A 23,259-nucleotide genomic window follows, 5' to 3' on the forward strand; every position below is an offset into this window, starting at 1 on the left:
ATGTCACAGAAACTACGTGTTTTAGGGCATATTAAAGTTGGCACAGTAACTGCATTATATAAATCGACCCTTCTTAAGCCGAGGGTCACCTAGCCAACTGACGTTGTTAGTGAACTTGATTTTGTTCACATGTATATAAGCCAATCGCACTCTTTGCGGTTGGCTATTTTTTTATGTGGCTATTGCCCTCTTATCCTCTGACCGAGCTCGGTTGTACTTTTCTTACCCACAACAGATTGTTTACTGTTTATAAAATTCAAATATTCGCCCACTAAACCATTAGAAATGCCAGCTTCAACAAAAATAAATCACCTACATAAAATAAAACCAAGAAAACACACCCAGAAAAGAACAAATAACGTCCAAACCAAAAACCTCATCATGAAATCGTTTTCTTTTCATAGAAATCGACTGAACAATCCAGAGTTATAGATAAATTTAATCCATAAAAACAAATAGCAATTCAAAACATTCATTTCACATAGAAAACCTGTCTATAAATCATAGAAAATACGTAAAATCAAAATTTCCACCTTTAGAATTTAAAAATCAAACCATTGTTATTAAAAGAAAAAATACACATAAAAAACAAAGCAAACGTTTAAATTGCAATTTTATCATTGACTATTAAATTTACATCACGATAATACGCGCCGTTTGCCTGAAAATCAGGTGCTATAATTTAATATTTCAATGTGCGGAGGTAATAATGGCTGGAGACAATAACTACAGTCTTGGACCAGTTCCTAACACGGCCAGAAAAGGCGTGGCGTCACTTACAATGGTGATGTTAGGACTCACTTTTTTCTCCGCAAGTATGTGGACTGGGGGTTCTCTCGGTACTGGGCTCTCCTTTAATGATTTTTTCCTCGCTGTTCTCATCGGTAACCTAATCCTCGGTATTTACACTTCTTTCCTCGGTTACATCGGCGCTTCTACTGGTCTCTCTACTCACCTTCTTGCTCGTTTCTCTTTTGGTTCTAAAGGCTCTTGGCTTCCTTCTGCTCTTCTTGGCGGTACTCAAGTTGGGTGGTTTGGAGTTGGTGTCGCGATGTTTGCGATTCCGGTGCACAAAGCAACGGGCATCGATACCAATACTTTGATCCTCGTCTCCGGTTTGCTCATGACCGCGACCGTTTACTTTGGCATCTCCGCACTGATGGTGTTGTCAGCAATTGCCGTTCCTGCCATTGCGCTACTTGGCGGCTACTCTGTCATCGAGGCAGTAAATAGTGTTGGCGGTATAAGCGAACTACAACAGGTTCAACCAACCGAGCCACTCGATTTTTCAATAGCTCTCGCGATGGTTGTCGGCTCTTTTGTCAGTGCTGGTACATTAACGGCGGATTTCGTACGCTTTGGTAAAAAGCCGCGCAGCGCCGTGATGATCACCATGGTGGCATTTTTCATCGGTAACTCGTTAATGTTTATCTTTGGCGCGGCAGGTGCGTCGGTGACGGGTCAATCAGACATTTCTGAAGTGATGATCGCGCAAGGTCTTCTTATTCCAGCTATCATCGTTCTTGGCTTGAACATCTGGACGACCAACGACAACGCGCTCTACGCATCGGGTCTTGGATTTTCCAACATCACAGGCTTACCAAGTAAATACATCTCAATGGCGAACGGTCTTGTTGGCACACTTTGCGCTCTCTGGCTCTACAATAACTTTGTTGGCTGGCTGACCTTCTTATCTTTGGCAATTCCACCGATTGGCGGTGTGATCATCGCTGACTTCTTCACGAACCGTAAACGCTACGCAAACTTTGAAGCCGCCCAATTCCAAAACGTTAACTGGGCTGGCATTATCGCTGTCGTGATTGGCGTTGGTGCGGGACACTTCCTGCCTGGCGTAGTGCCGATTAACGCTGTACTTGGCGGCGCAATTAGCTTCCTGATTCTTAATCCTATTCTTAACAAAAAAGCACTGGCTACACAGCCAGCGTAAGGAACCATCATGACAACACTACTGATCAAAAACGTAACGCTAAAAGGACAAGAAGGTCTGCAGCAAATTTTGATTGAAGATGGTCAATTCAAGCACATTGAAAGCAACGATGTGGAGCTTAGTCATAACGGTGACATCATCGATGCTGAAGGCGGTATGGCGGTTGCGCCTTTCTGCGAGCCACACATTCACTTAGATACAACTCAAACCGCAGGCGAGCCAAGCTGGAACATCTCTGGCACATTGTTTGAGGGTATTGAACGTTGGGCTGAGCGCAAAGAAATGCTGTCGATTGAAGACGTGAAAGCGCGCGCAAAACAAACCTTAAAATGGCAGATAGCAAACGGCGTACAACACGTTCGTACCCACGTCGATGTTTCAGACCCTACCCTAATTGCCCTAAAAGCGATGGTAGAAGTGCGTGAAGAGATGAAAGAATGGGTAGATATCCAAATCGTCGCCTTCCCGCAGGAAGGAATTCTCTCTTACCCAAATGGCAAAGAGCTGCTAGAAGAAGCCGTCAAATTAGGTGCGGACGTGATTGGCGCGATTCCACACTTTGAATTCACACGCGAATATGGCATTGAATCGCTGCACTACGTATTCGAGTTAGCGCAAAAATACGACCGCCTGATCGACGTGCATTGTGATGAAATCGATGACGAACAATCTCGCTTCGTTGAAACACTGGCAGCATTAGCGCACAAGTTTGATATGGGGAATAAAGTCACGGCCAGTCACACCACAGCGATGGGTTCCTACAACGGTGCATACGCATCTCGCCTGTTCCGTTTATTACGCATGTCCGGTATCAACTTCGTGGCAAATCCATTGGTGAACATTCACTTACAAGGCCGTTTTGATGATTACCCAAAACGTCGCGGCGTAACACGAGTGAAAGAGATGCTGAATGCCAACATCAACGTCTGCTTTGGACACGATGATGTATTTGACCCTTGGTACCCACTAGGCACTGCAAACATGCTGCAAGTGCTGCATATGGGTCTGCACGTGTGTCAGGTGATGGGTTACGACCAAATCAACAACTCACTGGATCTGATCAGCACCAATTCAGCACGTACACTGAACATTCAAGACAAGCACGGCATTGAAGAAGGCAAACCAGGTAGTTTACTGATTCTTCCCGCAGAAAATGGTTTTGACGCAGTACGTCGCCAAGTGCCGGTTCGTTACTCTGTTCGTCACGGTAAAGTGATTGCAGAAACACAGCCTGCGACAACTCATATTCATCTTGAACAAGCAGAGCAAGTAACGTTCAAACGCTAAAAAGATCGGCGAAAAGAAAAAGGCCTGACGACATCGTCAGGCCTTTTTTCTACTGGTAAACATCACTGCTCGCTCTGTCTATTCTTGTCTCATAAACCACTGAACACATTGAAAGGCCATATAAAACGGCTCAGTACCAAACGTTGCACAAGGTTCTGGTGGCTGAATCTCAATTACACCATCGCACTTGGAAATTATTCTAAGCGTTGGGCATACTTCTGACTTCATTTTAGTTGTAGATATGAACCATGACGTCATTAAGCCAGATAGAACCGCAATTTTTGGAATTTATGCAGCAAGAGATGCAAGTAGATGCAGCTCATGATCTTAAACACGTAAAACGCGTGGTCAAAACAGCGAAACAGCTCTGCAAAGAAGAAAATGCAGACATCGCGATTGTATTACCGGCTGCCTATTTGCATGATTGCTTTACTTACCCGAAAGATCACCCAAATCGCAAAGAGAGCTCAATCATCGCAGCCAAAAAAGCGGTCGCATTTTTAGAGAGTATCGATTATCCCCAGCAATATCATGATGCCATTGCTCATGCGATAGAGGCACACAGCTTTAGCGCAAACATCAGGCCAAATACGTTAGAAGCCAAAATCGTCCAAGATGCCGACCGTCTGGACGCTTTAGGCGCAATTGGCGTGACGCGATGCATTCAAGTCAGCACTCAATTTAACGCGCAACTTTACAACGACAGCGATATATTTGCCGAAGAACGTGAACTTAACGATAAACAATTCACTCTGGATCACTTTCAGACCAAGTTATTCAAAATCGCTGAAACTATGAACACAGAGTCAGCAAGACGCGAAGCGCAAAAACGCAAAACCTTTATGCAAACGTACCTAGAGCAGTTACACGACGAGGTAACAGCGTAAATGTCAGAAAGCTATACGTTAATTAAAGAGCTTAAACGCCAACTAAAGTTAGCTGGGCTGCATTATGCTGATGTTGCACAACACCTTGATTTAAGTGAAGGAAGCGTCAAACGTTTACTCGCTGAAGGTCAACACATTAGTCTTGAACGCTTAGAACGCATTTGCCAATTGATTGGTTTAGAAATGGCGGACCTGTTTAAGCTTGCGGCTGCGCACAATAAAGGTCTAGAGTCGCTAACGTTAGAGCAAGAAAAGCAGTTGGTTGATGATAAAGCCCTGCTACTCGTGGCAATCTGTGTTGTAAATGGCTATCAGTTTGAGCAAATCGTTCAGCAATACACCTTCAATGAATTTGAACTGGTGCAAAAGCTTGCTCATTTGGATCGTCTGAACATCATCGACTTGCAGCCAAATAACAAAATTCGTTTGCGTATATCTCCGACATTTAAGTGGCAGATGGGCGGCCCTATTCAACGGTTCTTCCAACAGCAAGTTCAAGACGCCTTTTTCCAAAGCTACTTTTCTGGTGAAGATGAAAAGTTCTCCATGGCAACAGGATTGATGAGTGTACCAACCAACAAGAAGCTACAACAGAAACTGCAAAAGGTCATCGATGAGTTTTATCAGGCTTGCCAAAATGATAGCTCTCTCGATATGGACGAAAAACACGGCACCTCTCTGATTATTGCGATGCGTCGTTGGACGTTCCCTCTGTTTGAACCATGGGAAAGAAAACCTACTCAGAAGTCTCGGAATTAGTAACTCAATAAACGAATGGAAATGAAAGTAACGAATTTCGTTACTTTTGGTGGCATACAACATCACTTGAAAAAGAAAGCTGGTTTAATCGTTCATTGAGCATAAAGTGCTCCCATCTCATTCGACTTTGTTTAATCGGGGCCCGTATGTTTTTCTCAAAACGCTTTTTTCCTTACTTTGTGACGCAATGCCTTGGCGCACTCAATGACAACATCTACAAAAACGTTCTGTTATTGATGGTGACATACAGCCAAATTGATAACCTACCAATATCCGTCAATCTATTCGTTAATTTGGCGGCAGGCTTATTCATCCTACCTTTCTTTCTATTCTCAGCGCATGCTGGTGCCGTCGCTGACTGCATGGACAAAGCCAAGTTAATCCGACGTCTAAAGCTCATCGAACTAGCTATCATGTCTTGCGCAGCAACCGCTATTGCCACCCAAAGTGCCATGCTGATGCTGGTTCTGCTGTTTATGACAGGCACTCAATCGGCCTATTTTGGTCCCGTGAAATACGCCTTGCTACCACAAGCGCTCAAACCAAATGAGCTTGTTAAAGGAAATGCTTGGGTTGAAATGGGCACGTTCCTTTCGATTCTTATAGGTACGCTTTGTGCAGGCCTGCTGCTATCCATTCCTAATGGTACCTTGATTGCTTCTTGTACCGTGATTGCCTTGTCTTTGCTTGGGTTCATGAGCAGCGTGAATATTCCAGCGATGCCTAGCCAATCGAATGACAAAGCGAAATTTGAACCGATTTCTGGTTTAAAGGACACGTTAAAAGTGGCAAAAAAACAGAGAGGCATCTGGATGTCTATTCTTGCCATTAGTTGGTTCTGGTTCATGGGTGCGACTTACCTAACTCAATTCCCTAACTTCGCACGCGAACATTTGTTCGCAGATAGCACTGTCGTTTCTTTACTGTTGGCATTGTTTTCCATTGGTATCGCTACAGGCTCTTGGTTGTGTGAAAAACTTTCTTTCAACCACGTTGAGCTTGGTATTTTGCCATTCGGTATCCTTGGTCTGACAGTCTTTGGCGTCGACTTGCTATGGGCAGTCCCAAGTTATCCATCACTTCCGGTGCACTTTTATGATGTGCAAAGCTTCGTTGCTGAATCAAAACATCTGCGCGTCATGATTGACCTGTTCCTTGTTGGTTTAAGCGGCGGTGTCTTTATCGTTCCTCTTTATGCGTTCATCCAATCGCGTTCAAACAAAGGGGAGTGTGCACGTGCCATTGCTGCTAACAACATCATGAATGCGTTGTTTATGGTGGTGTCTGCTTTGGTTTCGATCGTTGTACTCAGCGTACTAGAGCTTTCTATTGTGGAACTGTTTGCCATGATGGCAATAGGTAACTTTTTCGTGGCGATCTATGTCTATCGCCAAGTACCGGAATTTACACAACGCTTTATCAGTTATTTACTCAGCCATTGTATGTATCGTGTGTCCGTAAAGGGGCGCCAACATATCCCTGAACAAGGTGCTGCGTTAATCGTGGCTAACCATGTTAGCTATGTCGATGCATTGATTTTGATGGGAACCTCTACTCGCCCGGTTCGTTTTGTGATGGACAAGTCCATCAGCGAGCTACCTGTTCTTAAATATGTATTCCGTCATGCCGGTGTTATCCCGATCTGTTCTCCACGTAAGTGTGCCGACACTTACCGACGAGCATTTGAACAGATTGAACAAGCACTTAACGACGGTGAGGTTGTCTGTATCTTCCCTGAGGGTCGTTTAACGTCTAACGGTCAATTGGGTGAGTTTCGCCCTGGTGTAGAGAAAATCCTTGAACGTAACCCTGTTCCTGTCATCCCTATGGCGTTAAAAGGGCTTTGGGGTTCTTTTTTCAGCCACAAAGGCGGACATGCTCTCACAAAACGACCGACTCGTTTTTGGTCAAAAGTGGATGTTGTTATCGGTGAAGTGTTAAGTCCTGCGTCTTTAAATCGTCATCAATTGCAACAACAAGTACAGGATTTACTGGGCTGAGTCGCTTGCTACAGCAGTCAAACTTTGCAGCAAAACGTAAATATGCACCACAAAGCACAAGTAGTTCTTTGTTAATTAGAGTAGGATATCTACGACGTCATAAATCTAGGAGGTATTATGAAAATCATCATCTTACATGGTCTTTATATGCATGGGCTGGTCATGCAGCCTCTTAGCCAAAAGCTGAGAAAACTCGGATACGAAACGCAAGTACTCAGCTATAACACTGTTGCTATCGATGAGTCTTCACTGTTTGATTCTATTGATCATTCGCTTAATCCACTGACCACAAACGTGCTCGTGGGACACAGCTTGGGAGGCTTGATGATTAAGCGCTATCTCGCCAACAGAAAACCGAGTACTAACTTAATCTCTCATGTTGTCGCTATCGGTTCGCCTCTTAAAGGCGCGTCCATTGTAGGTCGAATTCAAGATCTCGGATTGGGTGCAATTTTAGGCAATTCGCCACACCACGGATTAAACAAACATGATGACGCCTGGGATTTCCCTCAAAAACTCGGCAGTATCGCAGGAACGATGCCGATTGGCGCTCGCCCATTGTTGATCCGTAATGACAACACCATGTCGGACGGTACCGTTACCGTAGAAGAGACAAGACTGGACGGTATGCAAGATCATATCGAAGTGAAGCAAACGCATACGAGCCTGATTTACAACACCTTCGTGCCGCAGCAGATTGATCACTTTATTCGCACAGATTATTTCCGTCGATAGCACACTTTTCCATCATACAGATGGAATCGACTTTCCAAGCTATTCAGTTCGCAGTACTATCCTAGCTCCACTTCTTCACAACTTGGATGAAGTGGTACATTTTTAATTGTTCTCAGGGCGGGGCGAAATTCCCCACCGGCGGTATACTTTTTCAAGTGAGCCCGCGAGCGCTCGATTCGTCGAGGTCAGCAGATCTGGTGAGATGCCAGAGCCGACGGTTATAGTCCGGATGAAAGAGAATAAGAATACACCAGCATAGCGAGTCAGATCGCTAAGAATGCTGGTGCACTTCTTTTTGATCGTATTTTACGGCGATCTCTCATACCGCCCTGATTCTGGTGAAATTTAGGAGTTAACCATGAATCAGTCATCACTACTTGCCGAATTCGGCGACCCAATTACTCGCGTTGAAAACGCACTTATCGCTTTAAAAGAAGGCCGTGGCGTACTGCTTCTTGATGATGAAGATCGCGAAAACGAAGGCGATATCATTTATTCAGTCGAGCACCTCACTAACGAGCAAATGGCATTGATGATCCGCGAATGTAGCGGCATCGTTTGTTTGTGCTTAACAGATGCTCAAGCAGACAAACTGGAACTGCCTCCAATGGTGGTAAACAACAACAGCGCAAACCAAACCGCATTTACGGTTTCTATTGAAGCGAAAGTTGGTGTAACAACGGGTGTTTCAGCAGCAGACCGCGTAACGACCATTAAAACGGCGGCAAACCCGCACGCAAAACCGGAAGATCTTGCTCGCCCGGGTCACGTATTCCCTCTGCGCGCACGTCCAGGTGGTGTAATGACTCGCCGTGGTCACACAGAAGGTACGATTGATCTGATGCAAATGGCAGGGCTTCAACCCGCTGGCGTACTGTGTGAAGTGACCAATCCAGATGGCACGATGGCAAAGGCACCGGAGATCGTAGCATTCGGTCGCCTGCACAACATGCCGGTACTGACGATTGAAGACATGGTAATGTACCTGAACCAGTTCGAGTTGAAACTGGCATAGTCAGATCTCAGCTCTTGAAAAAGCCGCGCATTTGTGCGGCTTTTTTGATCGATCCTCTTTGCACTTAAGTAGTTATACTTATTGAAAACAAGGGGAACAACACCATGAAAGGATTACTGAACTTCGCCGCTCTCGTTAGCTTTCTCTCCATGAATTCGCTTGCTCTTGCATCTGAGTGCCCTGATATTCTTCAAGGTAAGCAAAGGTTGTTAAACTCAACGGAAGAAGTCGATCTATGCGAAAGCTTTAAGGGAAAGACACTACTAATCGTCAATACAGCAAGCCAGTGCGGCTTCACTCCTCAGTTTGAACAGTTAGAAACCCTCTATCAAACTTACAAAGACCAAAACTTCACCGTTATCGGTTTCCCGAGCAATGACTTTCGACAAGATAGAGGAAGCGAAACAAACACAGCGAAAGTCTGTTATCTCGATTACGGGGTAACCTTTCCAATGATGGCTCGCTCTTCAGTATTAGGTGTAGATGCGAACCCAGTCTTCAACCAGATTACTAACCAAGCAGGCATAACACCAAAATGGAACTTCTACAAGTTTCTAATTAGCTCTGAAGGTAAAGTTATTGCTACTTTTCCAAGCTCCACATCACCGACAAGTACTACGCTAACCAATATGATAGAGCAACAATTATAAGGTGACGACCATGACAACACGCTCAACCATGCTACAACTCGGTTACTTAGGCCTGGTTCCATTTGTGTTTAGTTTAGGGCTGATTTTCACTGACATCTCACTCTTCAATTTAAGTGGTCAGCAATTTTTCATCGCATATAGCGCCGTTATATTAAGTTTTTTATCCGGCATCCTTTGGGGTAATGGCATTGAGCATTACTACCATCGCCTTAGCCGAAATGTATTAATTCTCAGCAACCTTTTTGTCTTACTGGCTTGGGGCGCATTACTGCAGGGCCACAAACATTACGCAGTCGCAACCCTACTCTTAGCAATTGGGTATCTTGCTGTTTGGTATGCAGAAAAGCTCGTGAGGAAAGTCGAACAAGACGCCGAGCCCAAGGGATATCAAGGAATGAGGAGCAAACTGACCTTCGGCGTAATCGTAATGCACGGATTGGCTTTAGTTTCATAACCTGGTCTGTCCAGTACTAAGATCACAAAAAAACGTCTTTTTATAAAACAATGTTCATTTCGTGAATGCACACATATTTTGAACACTGTTTTGTTTCATTTATGAATCAATCCACATATAAGTAGTTCAAAGCATTCACAAAGGATATGAATATGTTTTTTCGCAAACTTTTGTTTAGCACTGCGATGATCAATGCAACGACAGGTTGCGTGTCTTACCAGGCACAACAAGCCGCCGCTCAAACAGTAAATAATACAGGTGCTGTGCTTACCAATGTGATTAAAACTACGATTGCTCAGCCATGTAATGTTGCAATCACTGCTGCTAGCTTGTTTTATCCGCATGCCATATTTATGACTAGTGTTCCGACTCAAGCATGTACAAGCGTTCTTAGATAATACGAGTGTGATAAGCATAAAAAATGGCGACTCTACCGTCGCCATTTTTAAGCATCAATGCTATTTACAGTTACAGCGTCAATAAGTAATTAACTAATTGATTGTACTCGTCGTAAGTACGAATTTCGTTGGCCAAAACAATGTATTTATTGTTCACAACCACACCCGGAACCCCTCTCAACGTGCTAGCAGAGAATTGCTTATCAAAACCTTTCTGCATTGAGTTTACGGCGAAACTATTGTACGCCGCATCAAACTTCTTACCTTCGACGCCATTATCAACGAAGAGTTGTTTCAGCTCAGCTTCGTCTTTTGGCGCTTGTCGCTTTTGATGAATTTGGGCAAACATGGCAGGAATCATTGTATCTTCAACTCCTAGCGACACCATCGTCGCGTAGGACTTGGCCATCGGAATCGCCATATCTCCGCCCATGAAGCCCACATGCACCTTTTCAAACTTTGCCTCTTTTGGCAGAGCAGGTTTTAAACGCTCAATAAGCGACTCAAACTTGTAGCAATGTGGGCAATAAAAAGAAAAGAATTCCGTCACAACAGGTTTCGATGCTTTCTTAACATCCAGAACTTTGTAGTGCTTCCCTTCTTCAAATTGCGCTGCATGAGCGGTAAAAGTCAGTAAAAGTGCACTACATAAGGCAAGTAGTTTTTTCATTGTTTATTTCCTTGTGGCATTCAAATGCCAAATCATTTCATTTGGTAAAAAGGGGTAAACCCCAAGTAATTTGAGATGAGGAATTAAACAATCGGAGGACGATAAAGCTTGGTGATCACAGTCACTACTTTTTCGACTAGAGGCCTATCAATCAATGCAAGGCTATAAGGAAGAAGCAGTAAGTCGTTTTGAGATAAGTTGGCGGGAATTTTGACCATGCAGGAAGAGCTACAACTCGTGTGAGATTGTTGTGCCTTATTGATGGCTGACTCATCGTGATGTGATTCTACGCAGTCGTCATTGATGCCAAGTTGTTTGTGCAGAGCAGCCTGTTGAACAATAAGATCGCGTACTTCAATTGTTTTCATCGGAGCGGAAGCCTGCGCCACAGGAGCGACACTACTCAAAAGCATAGCAACTAAGCAAACTATCGCAGTCAACAATGTACGGTTAAACTTCAACATAGCTACATCAAGGAAAATGGTGATTTAAGATAATACATGATAACGATTTGACTTCAAGATACGGACTCTCGGCTCGCTAACAAACTCTGTTCTTTGACCATTTTAGGCTAGTGAATTTTCTCTCTAACGCTCCCTCAGTACACGAAATCAGCACAACGAGCTATTCACCGTTCGGATACTCCCCTCATCAGATACCAGCAACAATTCGATAAAACTTGAAATCATTATGAAACACGAGTAATAGTTAGAACGGTTTTTGTACGAACAAGGAAAGATCAATGCTTAAAAAAAGATTCTTTAAGACAAAAGATGAAGTCGAAGTCACGTTCGAGCTAGATAAAGATCAGTGGGACTCTGTCCAAATTGCTGGAGACTTCAACAACTGGCAGCCAGAACCGATGAAATTAGTGAAGAAAAGTCGTCAGTTTAAATTTAAAACCCGCTTACCTAAAGCGCAGAATGTTCAGTTCCGTTACTTGCTCGATGATGCGAAGTGGGAAAATGACCCACAAGCTGATGCTTACGTTCCAAATGTTTTTGGCAGCGACAACAGCGTCGTGTGTACCACCGAATAAGCGGTAATTTCGCTTTAAGATTCCATATCTAGGCGCAAACGTTGCGCCTTTTTACATCTCTCGAAATGTGATTAGTGATTAGTGATTAGATTTAAATCATTAATTGGCAATTTTATCCAATTAACTCATCCGATAACCTTATTCTGAGAAAGCTTTATTTGAAATAATTCGTAAATTTGTTTAAGTTCCATTGATATTAAATATTGTATACATCACTTAAATGAACGCACAACAAATCAAACCATCTCTAATCATTGTGGAAGACGATCCCAAATTACAAACTATGTTGGGAGAGTATTTTGTTGAACAAGGTTTTCAGGTCAAATGTATCGACAATGGGACGGACGCACCCAATGCGATTATTGACACACAACCAGACGTGGTGCTGTTAGATTTGATGCTACCCGGGCAAGATGGTCTGAGTGTATGTCGTCAAATCCGAGAATGCTACAAAGGCAAAGTGTTGATGCTAACAGCAAGTGATGATGACTTCGATCATGTCGCCGCATTAGAAATAGGCGCAGATGACTTTGTTACTAAACCCATCAAACCTCGCGTATTGCTGGCTCGTATTCGCATGCTATTAAGAAGAAAAGAGGCGGCGCCTACCGAGTCCGAAAACGGCCTACAAATTGGTGTTCTGTGTTTAAACCGGTTGCGTAAATCGTGCGTAATGAACCAAGAAGAAATTGCGCTGACAGACGGCGAGTTCGATTTGTTGTGGGTTCTTGCAACGCATGCTGAAAAAACACTATCACGCGAGTGGCTGACCAAAACACTGCGTGGTATTGAATACGATGGAACAGACCGCACCATTGATAATCGCATAGTGACACTGAGAAAGAAGCTAGGCGATGCTTCTTGCTCACCACAAAAAATCATTACCGTTCGCGGCAAAGGCTACCTATTTATGCCTGATGCATGGAATGAATAATGAGACGGATTTATCTGGAAAGCTTTGTTGGCCTTATCATTCTGTTTATGGCTAGCTTGTGGGGATACGAGTTCTTAGTTTATGAGATCAACACAGATTATGACTACCTGTTACAAGAGCATGAGGGTCAAGCTTTTCACGATCTGATCTACCCTATCTATAAAGAACACGGATTAGAATATACTCAACAACAGTTGGAACAATTTGCCACATCAAGCCATCGTTTGTTGGTGCCTCATACGCTTGAAGAGCTTCCAACAGACATCAAAAAGGCGTTTGAAAGTGATACCTCCGTTAACGTCGCTTACGATGAAGAAAGGGATATCTGGTTCCGCCTAGATGCGAGCACGCCTATCTTTAAAATGAGCGATAATCCGAATAGCCCTGTGGTTAAAGCTGCCAACTTTGATGACAATATCGTTTGGTTGTTCTTTTTAGCTGGATTTGCTCTGTATTGCATATTGTTGATCTGGTTCTTAAGCCGTCGGATTCGAGAGCTAGAGAGAGTGACCGTTGAGTTTGCCTCAGGTAACTTCAAGGCTCGAGCTAGTACCTCAAGCGCTAAGTCTGTTGGGACGTTAAACAAAAGCTTTAACACGATGGCCGATAAAGTATCTCGCTTGATCACTAGCAATAAAATGCTAACTAACGCCGTTGCACATGAATTGCGTACCCCAATCTTCCGCTTACAATGGCAAGCAGATTTGTTATCGGATTCAACCTTAACTGAACAACAGAAAAAGTATGTTTACAGTATCGTCGAAGACATTGACGAGATGGAAGAAATGGTTGAAGAATTGCTTTACTACGCAAAGATGGAGCGTCCTGACACAGCATTACAAACTCAAGAAGAAGTCGTCCTATTCAACTTAGTCAAAGAGTTACGACAGAGATGGCAAAAAGAGACTACGCTCGCTATCTCGCTTCAAGAAGTAAACTCAGAAAACGTTCTCGCGTTTGCTGACCCAAAATTGTTAAAGCGAGCCTTAGATAACTTGCTGCGCAATGCAATGCGGTACGCAGATAAGCAGATTTTAGTGGAGATAAAACACGATCAGCACCGCTGCTTCATCAATGTTCATGATGATGGCATAGGTATTGAAGAAAAGCATTGGCCTCATCTATTCGAACCATTTTACAGCGCGGATGAATCTCGCAACAAAAAGACGAGCGGGTTTGGGCTCGGTTTGGCGATTGTCAGACAGATAATGGAGCTTCAACGTGGAGAAGTTTCGATTTGCCATAGCCCACTTGGAGGAGCTTGCTTCACACTTAGCCTCAAAAAATCAGACAGTTAACTTAACCTTCCTACCCCGTTTACAGAAGACGACACTTCAATACACTCAAGCGACAGAGCCCAGCAATAAAACAGTGTACATTTAATCCATAAGATTCACACACTAAATGGATAGTACTCATGTATAAATCTTTTATCCTGATTATGGCGCTTACTTCTACGCTTACAGCTTGCGCCTACAACCAAAAACCTGTCGTCGACATGACCAATGTCGACCCTAGTACATATGAACAAGACTTTCTTTACTGCCAAGGCTATGCAGAAAATGTCGACAAATCAGAGGCAGCGAAATCTGAAGCCACTAATGGGGCAATTACAGGCGCATTGATCGGCGCAGCTGCTGGTGCGCTAGAAGACGGATTAGGTGGAGCGGCTGTCGGTGCTGCTGCCGGCGGTGCTGTAGGAGCTGGAGCTGGTGCTTTGAGTGGAACAAATGATTCAACCAAAACTCAATCTCTCGTATTGCGTAAATGCCTCCAGCACAAAGGCTATACCGTCTACGATCTTGATTAAATAAGCACTTTTCTTAAATTATCGCGCGATGGATTCTATTCACAAATGTTTCACGCTGTAACGATTAATCTCGTTACCTCTCTGGGATATGTGTTCCATCCCAATGCTTAAATAGTAAGGTCATATTTTGAAGCCAGGTAAAACAGGTATACGCCGTGTCATGGATGCGACCGGCTATTCATTTCAAGGATTGAAAGCCGCATGGACACACGAAGCCGCTTTTAGACAAGAATTGATTCTCGCCTTGGTGCTTTCCGTCTGTGCTTTTTTCCTTCCTGTCACCACATACGAAAGAGTGCTGATGATCAGTAGCCTGTTCTTGGTATTGATCGTCGAACTCATTAATTCCGCCGTAGAAGCGGTTGTCGACCGTGTTAGCGATGACTGGCACGAGCTCAGTGGTAGAGCCAAAGATATTGGCTCAGCAGCAGTATTTGTTGCGTTAACTCTTGCCCTTTTTATATGGGCTTCGTTCTTGCTCTAATTTTTATTCAAGACACTCATTATGAAGACACATGATTTACAACAGAGAGGTATCTCTTACGTTACCTTTACTTTCCTGTTGGCGCTGTATTTCGCTCTCGTCGTAAATATCCCTATTTATAAAGAACTGATCGGCATCTTTACACACTTAGATAATGTCAAGATTGGATTTATTATCACAATACCAATTTTCTTTCTTGCCGCGCTCAATTTCCTTTTTAATTTATTTAGTTGGCCTTGGATCGGCAAGCCGTTCTTTATAATTTTAATCATTGTTTCAAGTGTGGTGAGCTACGCAAGCTATAACTATGGCACACTTTTCGATTCTGGAATGATTGCCAATATTGTTGAAACCGATTCGAGCGAGGCGAGTTCTTACCTGAGTGCTCACTCTGTAATTTGGACGCTGATTATGGGAGTTATCCCAGCGATAATTGTCTTTAAGGTCAAGCTGCAATCTCAACGTCACCAATTACTGTACTTCTCTGTTACCAAATTAGTATCGATGCTGTCGTCGCTAGCTGTCATCGCCGTCATTGCCAGCGTGTACTATCAAGACTACGCATCTGTAGGGCGCAACAATAGCCACCTAAAAAAAATCATCATACCCACCCAGTTCGTTTACAGCGCGACCGGGTATGTGAAGGAGAAATATTTCACCACGCCAGAGCCATATCGAGAAATCGGCACAGATGCAAAGCAGTCAGATAGCGCCGTACAGCAAGCACAGCGCAAACCAACACTACTGGTTTTTGTCGTAGGAGAAACCGCTCGAACGCAGAACTACCAACTCAATGGCTATACACGAGAGACAAACCCTTATACTAGTAAATTGGATGTTATCTCATTTCAAGACGTCGCATCTTGTGGCACCGCGACTGCTGTATCTGTGCCTTGTATGTTTTCACAGCTCACGCGAAACGAGTTTGAACGCACCAAAGCGGATAACCAGGACAATGCTCTCGATATAATGCAGCGCGCCGGGGTTGACCTCATTTGGAAAGAAAATGACGGTGGGGATAAAGAAGTAGCCCACAAGATCAAGAAAATCGAAGTGGATCGAAAGCAAGTAAGCCCTATGTGTAATGGCCAAACTTGTTACGACATGGCGCTATTAGATCATTTTGATCAGGAAGTCGCGGATATGCACGGTAACCGAGTGGTCGCCATGCACCTTATAGGAAGCCACGGTCCGACCTACTTTCAGCGTTACCCAAGAGACAACGCCTTCTTTAAACCAGACTGTCCACGTGCAGATATCGAAAACTGTAGCATCGAACAAATAGTGAACACATATGACAATACAATACGCTACACCGATCATGTATTGGCAGAAACCATCAAAAAACTTAAAGCGTTAGAGTCTGAGTATAATACCGCGCTAATTTATATATCGGATCACGGTGAGTCACTAGGCGAAAACGGATTGTTCTTACATGGTATGCCTTATGGCCTTGCACCAGATTTCCAAAAACGCGTTCCTTTGATTATGTGGCTGTCTTCGGGCTTTAAACAAGCGAAGCAGATCAATACCGACTGTTTGTATAAACAAGCACAGAATGCAGGCCAATACTCACATGATAACGTGTTCCACTCTTTATTAGGCATTATGGATGTACAAACTCAAGCCTACGATAGCAAGTTAGATATATTCAAAGCCTGCCGAGCCGTTTCCTAAATCATTCAATAAAGCCTGGCTCAAAGTGTGAATCAGGCTTTTTCTAACAAGGTATTTAAACTCATCGCCGCGCCAAGCGTTATACTGACAGTCCGCGACCCATACATCGAGATAAGGACTAGGATGAAAATTGGTATTATTGGTCTAGGGGATATCGCTCAGAAAGCATACCTTCCTGTTATCACTCAGCTTCCAAATATCGAACTTGTATTTTGTACCCGCAACCCAAACACACTTGAGAGCCTGGCTAAGCAGTATCGAGTCTCAGAGATCTGCCAAGACTACCAGCAACTTCTACACTTTGGCGTCGATGCCGTCATGATTCATGCGGCAACAAGCGTACACCCTCAAATAGCGGCATTTTTTCTGCAGCATGGAATTCCAACCTTTGTCGACAAACCATTAGCGAATAGTGCTGATGACGTGGAAAAGCTGTACGACATTGCCGAAAAAGAGAGACAGCCACTCTATGTGGGCTTTAACCGTCGTCACATTCCACTTTACAACCAACATATGCCACAAGTGCAGCAAGGCAACATATCTGACTTAAAGTCGCTACGCTGGGAAAAGAACCGTCACCAACTACCGGGGGATGTTCGTACCTTTATATTTGATGATTTTATTCACCCATTAGACAGCGTTAACGTCACAGCCAAAGCCGATCTAAAAGATGCTTATGTAACTCATCAACTTGAAGGTGGTCAGTTGGCGCGTTTAGATATTCAGTGGCAACATGGAGATACTTTGCTCCACGCCTCGATGAATCGCCACTTCGGTATCACTACAGAGCGCGTTCAAGCTTGTTATGCAAACAAGGCAGTTGAGTTCGACTCCTTCGTTGAAGGCAAACTATGGCAAGCTAACCAAGAGCAAAAAATCAATTTGAAAGACTGGACGCCAATGCTGACGAGTAAAGGTTTCCATTCGATGTTGCTCGATTGGTTTGGCGTCGTTGAGTCTGGAAATATTGCTGATGAAGTAGTAACACGCAACATTGCCAGCCATCGATTGGCAGAGCAAATTTGTCAATATCTCGAGAAAGTTGTCTCTAGATAATGCGATTCTTGGCTATATGCTTGATTGAGTATTACGCTTTATACTAAAAAGACTTGCATTAAGGAAGGCATTCATTCTCTGTTAAGACTACGGCGATTATTCTATCAATCAGGTGAATGAGGGCACAAAAGCACACATCGACAAAACAGACGGTTTAGATTTGTTTTACGGTGCTCTCAGGTATCTGAATCATCACATTCAAGAATAAAGGAAATAGAATGAGAACACTTGGTAACATCATTTGGTTTGTATTTGGTGGCGTATTTATGGGGTTGCTATGGTGGTTTTTTGGTATTTTGGCCTTTATTAGCATCATCGGAATACCTTGGGGGCGTGCGTGTATCGTTATGGGTAATTTTTCCTTTTTCCCATTCGGTAAAGAGGCCATCTCACGCGATGAATTGACCAATGAAATGGACATTGGCACGAGTCCGCTCGGCGTTATTGGTAACGTCCTTTGGTTTGTGTTTGCAGGCCTTTGGTTAGCTATCGGTCACGTACTTTCTGCAGCAGCATGCTTTGTCACCATAATCGGCATTCCGTTTGCGCTCCAACACCTCAAACTAGCGGTTATTTCACTCGCACCAATTGGTAAAACGGTTGTATCGTCTGAAGAAGCTGCAATGGCTCGATATAACATCAATCGTTAGCGATCGGCTAATGCACTTTCTATCCTCTGGGCAGTCATGCTCAGAGGGTAACGCCCGTCAAAAGTAAGCCTATAATCGCTATCGCATATTCAATAATGGCTGATTGTATATTCATACCGTCACCTTTACGTTGAAGTTTATCCTAGCTCAGCACTGCTTTACTTTTATAATTAATTAATACGCCCAATCGAGTTCAAGATGCTAGACTCATAGCGTCGTCACTGATTCAAACTCCAAGAACGACGTAACGAAAAAGCGAGCTATCCTATGCTCGAAATATGGGTTCTTTCCCCCTCGAAGTAGAGTTCAACAACAAAAAAGACGAACTATAAGCATAGCCAAAATTAATGCTTTTCGACCTAAAATATCTCACATCAATCAAAGAAAGCTTCTAAGATTTTCTCTTTTTGAGTAAATATAGACAGTTACAGTAGCGAAATTCTTCTCGGTAAAAATCCCCACTCAATCTCATGAGCAGTTTTTAAAAAAAACAACAAAAATTCGTTGTTATCTAGAGTAATTATTTTATTTGTCGCAGAGCAATTCCATCAATATCATTTGCGACATCGGAGTGCTAGAGCATTGAAATTTTTAGCATTTATCACAGGTATAGAACGTAAAAAACCTTTTATTACTTATTTTTCTTTTTTACATATGTTCTAACTCAACGTCTATTCAGACAGGAATATACCGTGGATAAATATCAAGCAGCTTATGCTAAACGTCTAGAGAAACTAAATGGGGATCCATCTCCTAAAACGATAGCCCGCCTTTCGGCTTGGGATGCGTTTTTTAACAAGGAGTACGAGCTCCAAGACTTGGAATACCAACTATCGGACGCAGCGCACCAGCACTATGAACAGTCGCATGCGAAGAGCGACATTAGCTTCAAAGAATTCAAACGAGCGTTCTATAATGAATCCATCAAAATTTACAATTTAACTGATGGCGCTTCTATCCAGAAAGTATTCACCCCATTACTTTTGCTTACAACGCTCTGGATAGTGTTTGTATGCCTATTTAACAAGTGATCATCAAACTATTCCAACAACGATCAGTATGGGACTACAGGTATGGCTCTATGTAAGGGGGCTAATTGGCTCGGTCTCCTTCACTAAATTAGCGACTCAATTACCCGCAATTCCATAGGCTAAAAGTGACAAGGGCATCCGTTGATGCCCTTTTTATTCAAAGGAACGCAACCTAGACCTTTGGCCCACTTGGGTATAAAACCATTATGCGTTAAGCTGCACGCTATTATCCGATTGATAAAGAGTGGAGCGAAGTGATGGAAAAAGTAGGCTCTCGAGCATTGATTGTCGAAGGTGGAGCCATGCGAGGCGTATTTTCATGCGGCATACTCGATCATTTTCTTGCTAGCGAGTTCTCTCCATTTGATAGCTTTTGGGGAGTGTCTGCGGGTGCCAGCAACTTGGCTGCCTACTTAGCTAAAATGCCCGGACGTAACTTAAAAATCTACCTCGATTACAGCTTAAGAAAAGAATTTATCTCTCCATCTCAACTTCTACGTGGTGGTGATATGATGAACTTAGACTGGATGTGGAATGTCACCCTCGAAGAACTTGGCATCGATAAATCTGCCCTCAAAGCCGATTCACGACCTTTCTTTTTAGGCGTGACGCGTCAAGACAATGGGCAAGCGGAGTACCACCTTCCTGATGTCGACGACTTGGCAGAAACAATGAAAGCCAGCAGCGCACTGCCTGTACTTTACCGAAATGGCGTATCACTGAACGGAATTCAATACGTTGATGGTGGCGTCTCAGACGCACTTCCTGTTGCAGAAGCAATAAAGCGAGGAGCCAAAAAGATTATGGTTTTACGCAGTCAGCCCGCAAGCTATCAAAAGCCAAGAGGAAGATTCAGCGCCCTAACTAGGAAGATGTTGAAAGAAACGCCCGGATTAATTGAACCGATGTTGACACGTGAAGTTCGCTACAATCAGACCTTAGCGCTGATCAACAACCCACCACCTGGTATCGAAATCATTCAAGTGTGTCCTCCTGAAACATTCAAGTTGAAACGGCTGAGTCGATCGCCAGCACCACTGCGTCATGCTTATGAGTTAGGAATTGAAGCAGGAAAGGAAGCCATCATACGATGGAGTCAGAAGTAGAAAAAAGCCACGTGGATTAAACGTGGCTAACGCAAATTCGATGGCAGTGGATTATCGTATTTGCTTCTGGTCGAGCCCAATATTCAGGCTCAAAACTGTTTTAATTTGCTCGCTAACTGAAAAAGCGAGTAGGCTGTCAAAACTAGTAAGTTTCAAACAACCCAGAGTTGTAGTCTTGGATGGCTTGTTCTATCTCTTCCATGCTATTCATGACAAAAGGGCCATAATGCACCACGGGTTCATTAATTGGCTCACCTATAAAGATCAGTGCACCACTCTCTTTTTCGGCCTGCAATTCAGCCCATTCACCTTTCGATAAAATGGCCATTTCGCCTTGATTGATCTCACGACCTTTTAATTGAATACGACCTTTATAGACATAGAGCATCATGTTGTTGTCTTGCTCCGTGTTCAAATTCAAAGCTTGACCACCCATCGCTCTCCAATCGGCTACCGTGGCAGCAACACCTGTCTCTGTTAGCGGCCCCTGAATTCGTTCGTTGTTTATAGTCATATGACCCGCAATCAAACGTACAACCCCCGTATTCGGAGTATCAAACTCAGTGATCGTTTCAGGTTGAAAGTCATGATATTGAGCTGGCTGCATCTTATTTTTCGCAGGCTGGTTAATCCAAATTTGGAAACCATGCAGTTCGCCTTCCTTCATAATAGGCATTTCGCTATGGATGACGCCTCTTCCTGCCGCCATCCACTGTGCACCACCGGAACGAAGCTCGCCAACATTATCCATATGATCACGATGCTGGAAATGACCTTTCAACATATAAGTAAGCGTCTCGATACCGCGGTGCGGATGCGGAGGGAAACCGCCGATATAGTCAGCACGGTCTTCTGATTTGAGTTCATCCATCATCAAAAATGGAGAAAAGCTAGCATGATTGAAACCCGCTACTCGGCGAATTTTCACTCCATCGCCATCAGCAGTAGGTTGCGCAGGAATAAGCTGACGAATTTCTCTGAATGTACTCATACTAGTTCTCCTAGTTTATCTTTGTGACCGCTTGCAAATCGCATGTTCAATCTATGGCTATCGATAAGGTTCTATTTTAGGTTGATGAGCTAAAATTATGAGCCATACTATTCGTTCTACTTATTCAACTTTTTCGAACAATACAATTTATCGAGTTAATAATGAGCACATTTAATTTATCTAAAATAAATGTAGCTATTTTCTAAACAAGGTGTATAGTGTGCCTTGGCTCTTAGAAGAGAGCTGTTAATGCAACATTTAGTTTAAGTTTCCTCTCAGTAAAATCTTGAATCCCCAATTCAGACACCTGCGTACAACTTCCTCTTGATTGAACATTCAATAGCTTAGAAAAGATCCACAAAACAAATCATAATTTTAATGTTTAATTCAAAGGTATTTTTATGTCTAAAGTAACTGGTTCAGTAAAATGGTTTAACGAAACTAAAGGCTTCGGTTTTCTATCTCAAGACAACGGCGGCCAAGATGTATTCGTACACTTTAACGCTATCGTTTCTGACGGTTTCAAAACACTGACTGAAGGTCAGAAAGTAAGCTTCAATGTAGAGCAAGGTAAAAAAGGTCCTCAAGCGACTGAAGTAACTCCTCTATAAGACTGCTTTTCTTGGTGTAGCATGCCCATGCTGCACCAAACCTCTCTCCTTCAAAAATATTCTTTCATCAATCACTCAGCCTAATTTTAGGCATTGCTTTGTGCTATCTAAAATAAACTGAATAGTACTGCTTAATTTATTATTTATAGGAAAAATCATGTCCTCAAAAAGAACTGGCCGTCAAAGGCATTGGTATCAATTACTTAACAAAGAGAAAATCACTAAAAAACAGGAGAATAAATGTTAGAAATTGAATTTAATTTAGAACAACCTCAAACCTCTTGGAACGCTAAAATACATCAATTAAATGGTGATATTTTACGAAGACACGTATTACCGAAACTTCTTTCTCATAGCTTTATGATCGATTTTGAATATTGTGAGAAAACGCAATCTGGAACTATTCTCTGTGATTCAGGTTCAAAGTTAGGAAGTTTTACTGTTAACTGATTCAATTTTCATGCATTAATGGATAATGCAACTAATTTGGAAGGTATCCAATGGCTAGAAAAAGTAAGAAGCAGTCAGAAAAAGACAAAAAAGAGTCTGAACAAAACGCGGCGGCGGTAAAGCAGAAAACTCGACGCCGCATAGAAGACATTATGGAACAAAGAGAATTTGATAAGTTATTCGATCTATAAATGCTCTCTAGTGCTTTCTCTGCCTTTATCGTTGTGCAAGGTACCGCCACCTACCTTTGCTCAAACGAATCTCCACTCTTTTAGACTACTCTTCTAATTACACGTGCCTCTCACACACGCAAAAACAACTGGCTCCTCTATACTCAAGTGACTTGCAAATAGTCGTTTCGCTCACAGGAAACCCCGTGACTAATGACAGCTAGGTTATTTGCGTATAGCCAAAGCGATATTTTTGCGTATAATCCCTCTCGTTTGCTTCGTATAACCCCAATGATATGGTTTGGGGGTCTCTACCAGTTCCCGCAAAGTGCTGATTACGAAGAGTTGAGATCATCGTGGGTCTTACTCTTTGTGATAGCGTTCGATTTATTTCTATCTATACCTATTCTTAGAGTAACTGCATCCACAATACACATAAGGTGGAAT

Annotated in this window: 26 protein-coding genes and 2 riboswitches; of the genes, 23 read left to right on the forward strand and 3 right to left on the reverse strand. The window is 43.1% G+C overall.

Annotation, left to right across the window (positions count from 1 at the left end):
• Positions 1–709: 709 nt before the first annotated feature.
• From codB to R7093_RS07900, 10 genes are all read left to right on the forward strand, one after another.
• Positions 710–1,948, forward strand: coding sequence for a cytosine permease (gene codB, locus R7093_RS07855; RefSeq protein WP_005373644.1), 1,239 nt, complete (start codon positions 710–712; stop codon positions 1,946–1,948).
• A gap of 9 nt (positions 1,949–1,957) precedes the next feature.
• Positions 1,958–3,235 carry a cytosine deaminase gene (locus R7093_RS07860; RefSeq protein WP_005373646.1) on the forward strand — a complete coding sequence of 426 codons (1,278 nt, stop codon included), beginning with the start codon at positions 1,958–1,960 and terminating at the stop codon, positions 3,233–3,235.
• Between the two features lie 248 nt (positions 3,236–3,483).
• Positions 3,484–4,122 carry an HD domain-containing protein gene (locus tag R7093_RS07865; protein ID WP_017819864.1) on the forward strand — a complete coding sequence of 213 codons (639 nt, stop codon included), beginning with the start codon at positions 3,484–3,486 and terminating at the stop codon, positions 4,120–4,122.
• Positions 4,123–4,881, forward strand: a complete 759-nt coding sequence (locus R7093_RS07870; protein ID WP_005373649.1) for a helix-turn-helix domain-containing protein — start codon at positions 4,123–4,125, stop codon at positions 4,879–4,881.
• Positions 4,882–5,027: 146 nt separating this feature from the next.
• The gene (locus R7093_RS07875) at positions 5,028–6,881 is read left to right on the forward strand and encodes an MFS transporter (RefSeq protein WP_318146589.1); all 1,854 of its coding nucleotides are present in this window, start codon (positions 5,028–5,030) and stop codon (positions 6,879–6,881) included.
• Between the two features lie 117 nt (positions 6,882–6,998).
• Positions 6,999–7,616, forward strand: coding sequence for a hypothetical protein (locus R7093_RS07880; protein ID WP_005373653.1), 618 nt, complete (start codon positions 6,999–7,001; stop codon positions 7,614–7,616).
• A 104-nt stretch (positions 7,617–7,720) separates the two neighbouring features.
• Positions 7,721–7,861, forward strand: a riboswitch (FMN riboswitch).
• Between the two features lie 113 nt (positions 7,862–7,974).
• Positions 7,975–8,631 (forward strand): 3,4-dihydroxy-2-butanone-4-phosphate synthase, encoded by a 657-nt coding sequence (gene ribB / locus R7093_RS07885; RefSeq protein ID WP_005373655.1) that lies wholly within the window; start codon positions 7,975–7,977, stop codon positions 8,629–8,631.
• 104 nt (positions 8,632–8,735) lie between these two features.
• Positions 8,736–9,281 (forward strand): glutathione peroxidase, encoded by a 546-nt coding sequence (locus tag R7093_RS07890; protein WP_047102735.1) that lies wholly within the window; start codon positions 8,736–8,738, stop codon positions 9,279–9,281.
• Positions 9,282–9,291: 10 nt separating this feature from the next.
• Complete coding sequence (locus R7093_RS07895) at positions 9,292–9,735, forward strand: DUF3429 domain-containing protein (protein WP_017819861.1); 444 nt, start codon at positions 9,292–9,294, stop codon at positions 9,733–9,735.
• A gap of 152 nt (positions 9,736–9,887) precedes the next feature.
• Positions 9,888–10,133: a hypothetical protein gene (locus tag R7093_RS07900; protein ID WP_005373664.1), complete on the forward strand. Its 246-nt coding sequence runs from the start codon at positions 9,888–9,890 to the stop codon at positions 10,131–10,133.
• Positions 10,134–10,203: 70 nt separating this feature from the next.
• Here the strand turns inward: R7093_RS07900 and R7093_RS07905 are convergent, their stop codons facing one another.
• Positions 10,204–10,803 (reverse strand): thiol:disulfide interchange protein DsbA/DsbL, encoded by a 600-nt coding sequence (locus R7093_RS07905; protein WP_005373667.1) that lies wholly within the window; start codon positions 10,801–10,803, stop codon positions 10,204–10,206.
• A gap of 83 nt (positions 10,804–10,886) precedes the next feature.
• Positions 10,887–11,267: a hypothetical protein gene (locus tag R7093_RS07910; protein WP_047102736.1), complete on the reverse strand. Its 381-nt coding sequence runs from the start codon at positions 11,265–11,267 to the stop codon at positions 10,887–10,889.
• Positions 11,268–11,545: 278 nt separating this feature from the next.
• Between R7093_RS07910 and R7093_RS07915 the strand changes: the two genes are divergently transcribed.
• From R7093_RS07915 to R7093_RS07960, 10 genes are all read left to right on the forward strand, one after another.
• Complete coding sequence (locus R7093_RS07915) at positions 11,546–11,842, forward strand: isoamylase early set domain-containing protein (protein ID WP_017635151.1); 297 nt, start codon at positions 11,546–11,548, stop codon at positions 11,840–11,842.
• A gap of 220 nt (positions 11,843–12,062) precedes the next feature.
• The gene (locus R7093_RS07920) at positions 12,063–12,776 is read left to right on the forward strand and encodes a response regulator (RefSeq protein ID WP_005373673.1); all 714 of its coding nucleotides are present in this window, start codon (positions 12,063–12,065) and stop codon (positions 12,774–12,776) included.
• Positions 12,776–14,074 (forward strand): ATP-binding protein, encoded by a 1,299-nt coding sequence (locus tag R7093_RS07925; RefSeq protein ID WP_005373675.1) that lies wholly within the window; start codon positions 12,776–12,778, stop codon positions 14,072–14,074. The genes R7093_RS07920 and R7093_RS07925 overlap by 1 nt, the downstream gene beginning before the upstream one ends.
• Positions 14,075–14,193: 119 nt before the next feature.
• Entirely contained in the window at positions 14,194–14,586 is a 393-nt protein-coding gene (locus R7093_RS07930; protein WP_047102737.1) for a hypothetical protein, read from the forward strand.
• Positions 14,587–14,713: 127 nt separating this feature from the next.
• Positions 14,714–15,070: a diacylglycerol kinase gene (locus R7093_RS07935; protein ID WP_017635149.1), complete on the forward strand. Its 357-nt coding sequence runs from the start codon at positions 14,714–14,716 to the stop codon at positions 15,068–15,070.
• Between the two features lie 21 nt (positions 15,071–15,091).
• Positions 15,092–16,747 carry a phosphoethanolamine--lipid A transferase gene (locus R7093_RS07940; protein WP_318146590.1) on the forward strand — a complete coding sequence of 552 codons (1,656 nt, stop codon included), beginning with the start codon at positions 15,092–15,094 and terminating at the stop codon, positions 16,745–16,747.
• A 123-nt stretch (positions 16,748–16,870) separates the two neighbouring features.
• Positions 16,871–17,803: a Gfo/Idh/MocA family protein gene (locus R7093_RS07945; RefSeq protein WP_047102739.1), complete on the forward strand. Its 933-nt coding sequence runs from the start codon at positions 16,871–16,873 to the stop codon at positions 17,801–17,803.
• A gap of 218 nt (positions 17,804–18,021) precedes the next feature.
• The gene (locus tag R7093_RS07950) at positions 18,022–18,453 is read left to right on the forward strand and encodes a YccF domain-containing protein (RefSeq protein ID WP_005373685.1); all 432 of its coding nucleotides are present in this window, start codon (positions 18,022–18,024) and stop codon (positions 18,451–18,453) included.
• Between the two features lie 692 nt (positions 18,454–19,145).
• Positions 19,146–19,484, forward strand: a complete 339-nt coding sequence (locus tag R7093_RS07955) for a hypothetical protein (protein ID WP_017635147.1) — start codon at positions 19,146–19,148, stop codon at positions 19,482–19,484.
• Between the two features lie 257 nt (positions 19,485–19,741).
• Positions 19,742–20,590 (forward strand): patatin family protein, encoded by an 849-nt coding sequence (locus R7093_RS07960; protein WP_054576131.1) that lies wholly within the window; start codon positions 19,742–19,744, stop codon positions 20,588–20,590.
• Positions 20,591–20,732: 142 nt separating this feature from the next.
• Here R7093_RS07960 and R7093_RS07965 read toward each other — a convergent pair whose 3' ends face one another.
• Positions 20,733–21,581 carry a pirin family protein gene (locus tag R7093_RS07965; protein ID WP_258497200.1) on the reverse strand — a complete coding sequence of 283 codons (849 nt, stop codon included), beginning with the start codon at positions 21,579–21,581 and terminating at the stop codon, positions 20,733–20,735.
• A 401-nt stretch (positions 21,582–21,982) separates the two neighbouring features.
• Between R7093_RS07965 and R7093_RS07970 the strand changes: the two genes are divergently transcribed.
• The 3 genes from R7093_RS07970 (at position 21,983) to R7093_RS07980 (ending at position 22,833) form a co-directional block, all read left to right on the forward strand.
• Positions 21,983–22,192: a cold-shock protein gene (locus R7093_RS07970; protein ID WP_005373691.1), complete on the forward strand. Its 210-nt coding sequence runs from the start codon at positions 21,983–21,985 to the stop codon at positions 22,190–22,192.
• A 240-nt stretch (positions 22,193–22,432) separates the two neighbouring features.
• On the forward strand, positions 22,433–22,642 hold the full coding sequence (locus R7093_RS07975; RefSeq protein ID WP_005373692.1) for a hypothetical protein: 210 nt from the start codon (positions 22,433–22,435) through the stop codon (positions 22,640–22,642).
• 50 nt (positions 22,643–22,692) lie between these two features.
• Positions 22,693–22,833 (forward strand): PA3496 family putative envelope integrity protein, encoded by a 141-nt coding sequence (locus R7093_RS07980; protein WP_017633782.1) that lies wholly within the window; start codon positions 22,693–22,695, stop codon positions 22,831–22,833.
• A 237-nt stretch (positions 22,834–23,070) separates the two neighbouring features.
• Positions 23,071–23,170, forward strand: a riboswitch (purine riboswitch).
• Positions 23,171–23,259 lie beyond the last annotated feature (89 nt).

The organism is Vibrio sp. 1580 (genome assembly GCF_033340055.1).

Bases quoted from the DNA above. Each gene is read 5' to 3' on its own strand.
- R7093_RS07870 (WP_005373649.1), top strand. From the start codon at position 4,123: ATGTCAGAAAGCTATACGTTAATTAAAGAGCTTAAACGCCAACTAAAG.
- R7093_RS07865 (WP_017819864.1), top strand. From the start codon at position 3,484: ATGACGTCATTAAGCCAGATAGAACCGCAATTTTTGGAATTTATGCAG.
- ribB (WP_005373655.1), top strand. From the start codon at position 7,975: ATGAATCAGTCATCACTACTTGCCGAATTCGGCGACCCAATTACTCGC.
- R7093_RS07975 (WP_005373692.1), top strand. From the start codon at position 22,433: ATGTTAGAAATTGAATTTAATTTAGAACAACCTCAAACCTCTTGGAAC.
- R7093_RS07970 (WP_005373691.1), top strand. From the start codon at position 21,983: ATGTCTAAAGTAACTGGTTCAGTAAAATGGTTTAACGAAACTAAAGGC.
- R7093_RS07915 (WP_017635151.1), top strand. From the start codon at position 11,546: ATGCTTAAAAAAAGATTCTTTAAGACAAAAGATGAAGTCGAAGTCACG.
- R7093_RS07890 (WP_047102735.1), top strand. From the start codon at position 8,736: ATGAAAGGATTACTGAACTTCGCCGCTCTCGTTAGCTTTCTCTCCATG.
- R7093_RS07880 (WP_005373653.1), top strand. From the start codon at position 6,999: ATGAAAATCATCATCTTACATGGTCTTTATATGCATGGGCTGGTCATG.
- R7093_RS07945 (WP_047102739.1), top strand. From the start codon at position 16,871: ATGAAAATTGGTATTATTGGTCTAGGGGATATCGCTCAGAAAGCATAC.
- R7093_RS07965 (WP_258497200.1), bottom strand. From the start codon at position 21,581: ATGAGTACATTCAGAGAAATTCGTCAGCTTATTCCTGCGCAACCTACT.
- R7093_RS07905 (WP_005373667.1), bottom strand. From the start codon at position 10,803: ATGAAAAAACTACTTGCCTTATGTAGTGCACTTTTACTGACTTTTACC.
- R7093_RS07960 (WP_054576131.1), top strand. From the start codon at position 19,742: ATGGAAAAAGTAGGCTCTCGAGCATTGATTGTCGAAGGTGGAGCCATG.
- R7093_RS07980 (WP_017633782.1), top strand. From the start codon at position 22,693: ATGGCTAGAAAAAGTAAGAAGCAGTCAGAAAAAGACAAAAAAGAGTCT.
- R7093_RS07900 (WP_005373664.1), top strand. From the start codon at position 9,888: ATGTTTTTTCGCAAACTTTTGTTTAGCACTGCGATGATCAATGCAACG.
- R7093_RS07940 (WP_318146590.1), top strand. From the start codon at position 15,092: ATGAAGACACATGATTTACAACAGAGAGGTATCTCTTACGTTACCTTT.
- R7093_RS07930 (WP_047102737.1), top strand. From the start codon at position 14,194: ATGTATAAATCTTTTATCCTGATTATGGCGCTTACTTCTACGCTTACA.
- R7093_RS07950 (WP_005373685.1), top strand. From the start codon at position 18,022: ATGAGAACACTTGGTAACATCATTTGGTTTGTATTTGGTGGCGTATTT.
- R7093_RS07875 (WP_318146589.1), top strand. From the start codon at position 5,028: ATGTTTTTCTCAAAACGCTTTTTTCCTTACTTTGTGACGCAATGCCTT.
- R7093_RS07895 (WP_017819861.1), top strand. From the start codon at position 9,292: ATGACAACACGCTCAACCATGCTACAACTCGGTTACTTAGGCCTGGTT.
- R7093_RS07925 (WP_005373675.1), top strand. From the start codon at position 12,776: ATGAGACGGATTTATCTGGAAAGCTTTGTTGGCCTTATCATTCTGTTT.
- R7093_RS07920 (WP_005373673.1), top strand. From the start codon at position 12,063: ATGAACGCACAACAAATCAAACCATCTCTAATCATTGTGGAAGACGAT.
- codB (WP_005373644.1), top strand. From the start codon at position 710: ATGGCTGGAGACAATAACTACAGTCTTGGACCAGTTCCTAACACGGCC.
- R7093_RS07910 (WP_047102736.1), bottom strand. From the start codon at position 11,267: ATGTTGAAGTTTAACCGTACATTGTTGACTGCGATAGTTTGCTTAGTT.
- R7093_RS07860 (WP_005373646.1), top strand. From the start codon at position 1,958: ATGACAACACTACTGATCAAAAACGTAACGCTAAAAGGACAAGAAGGT.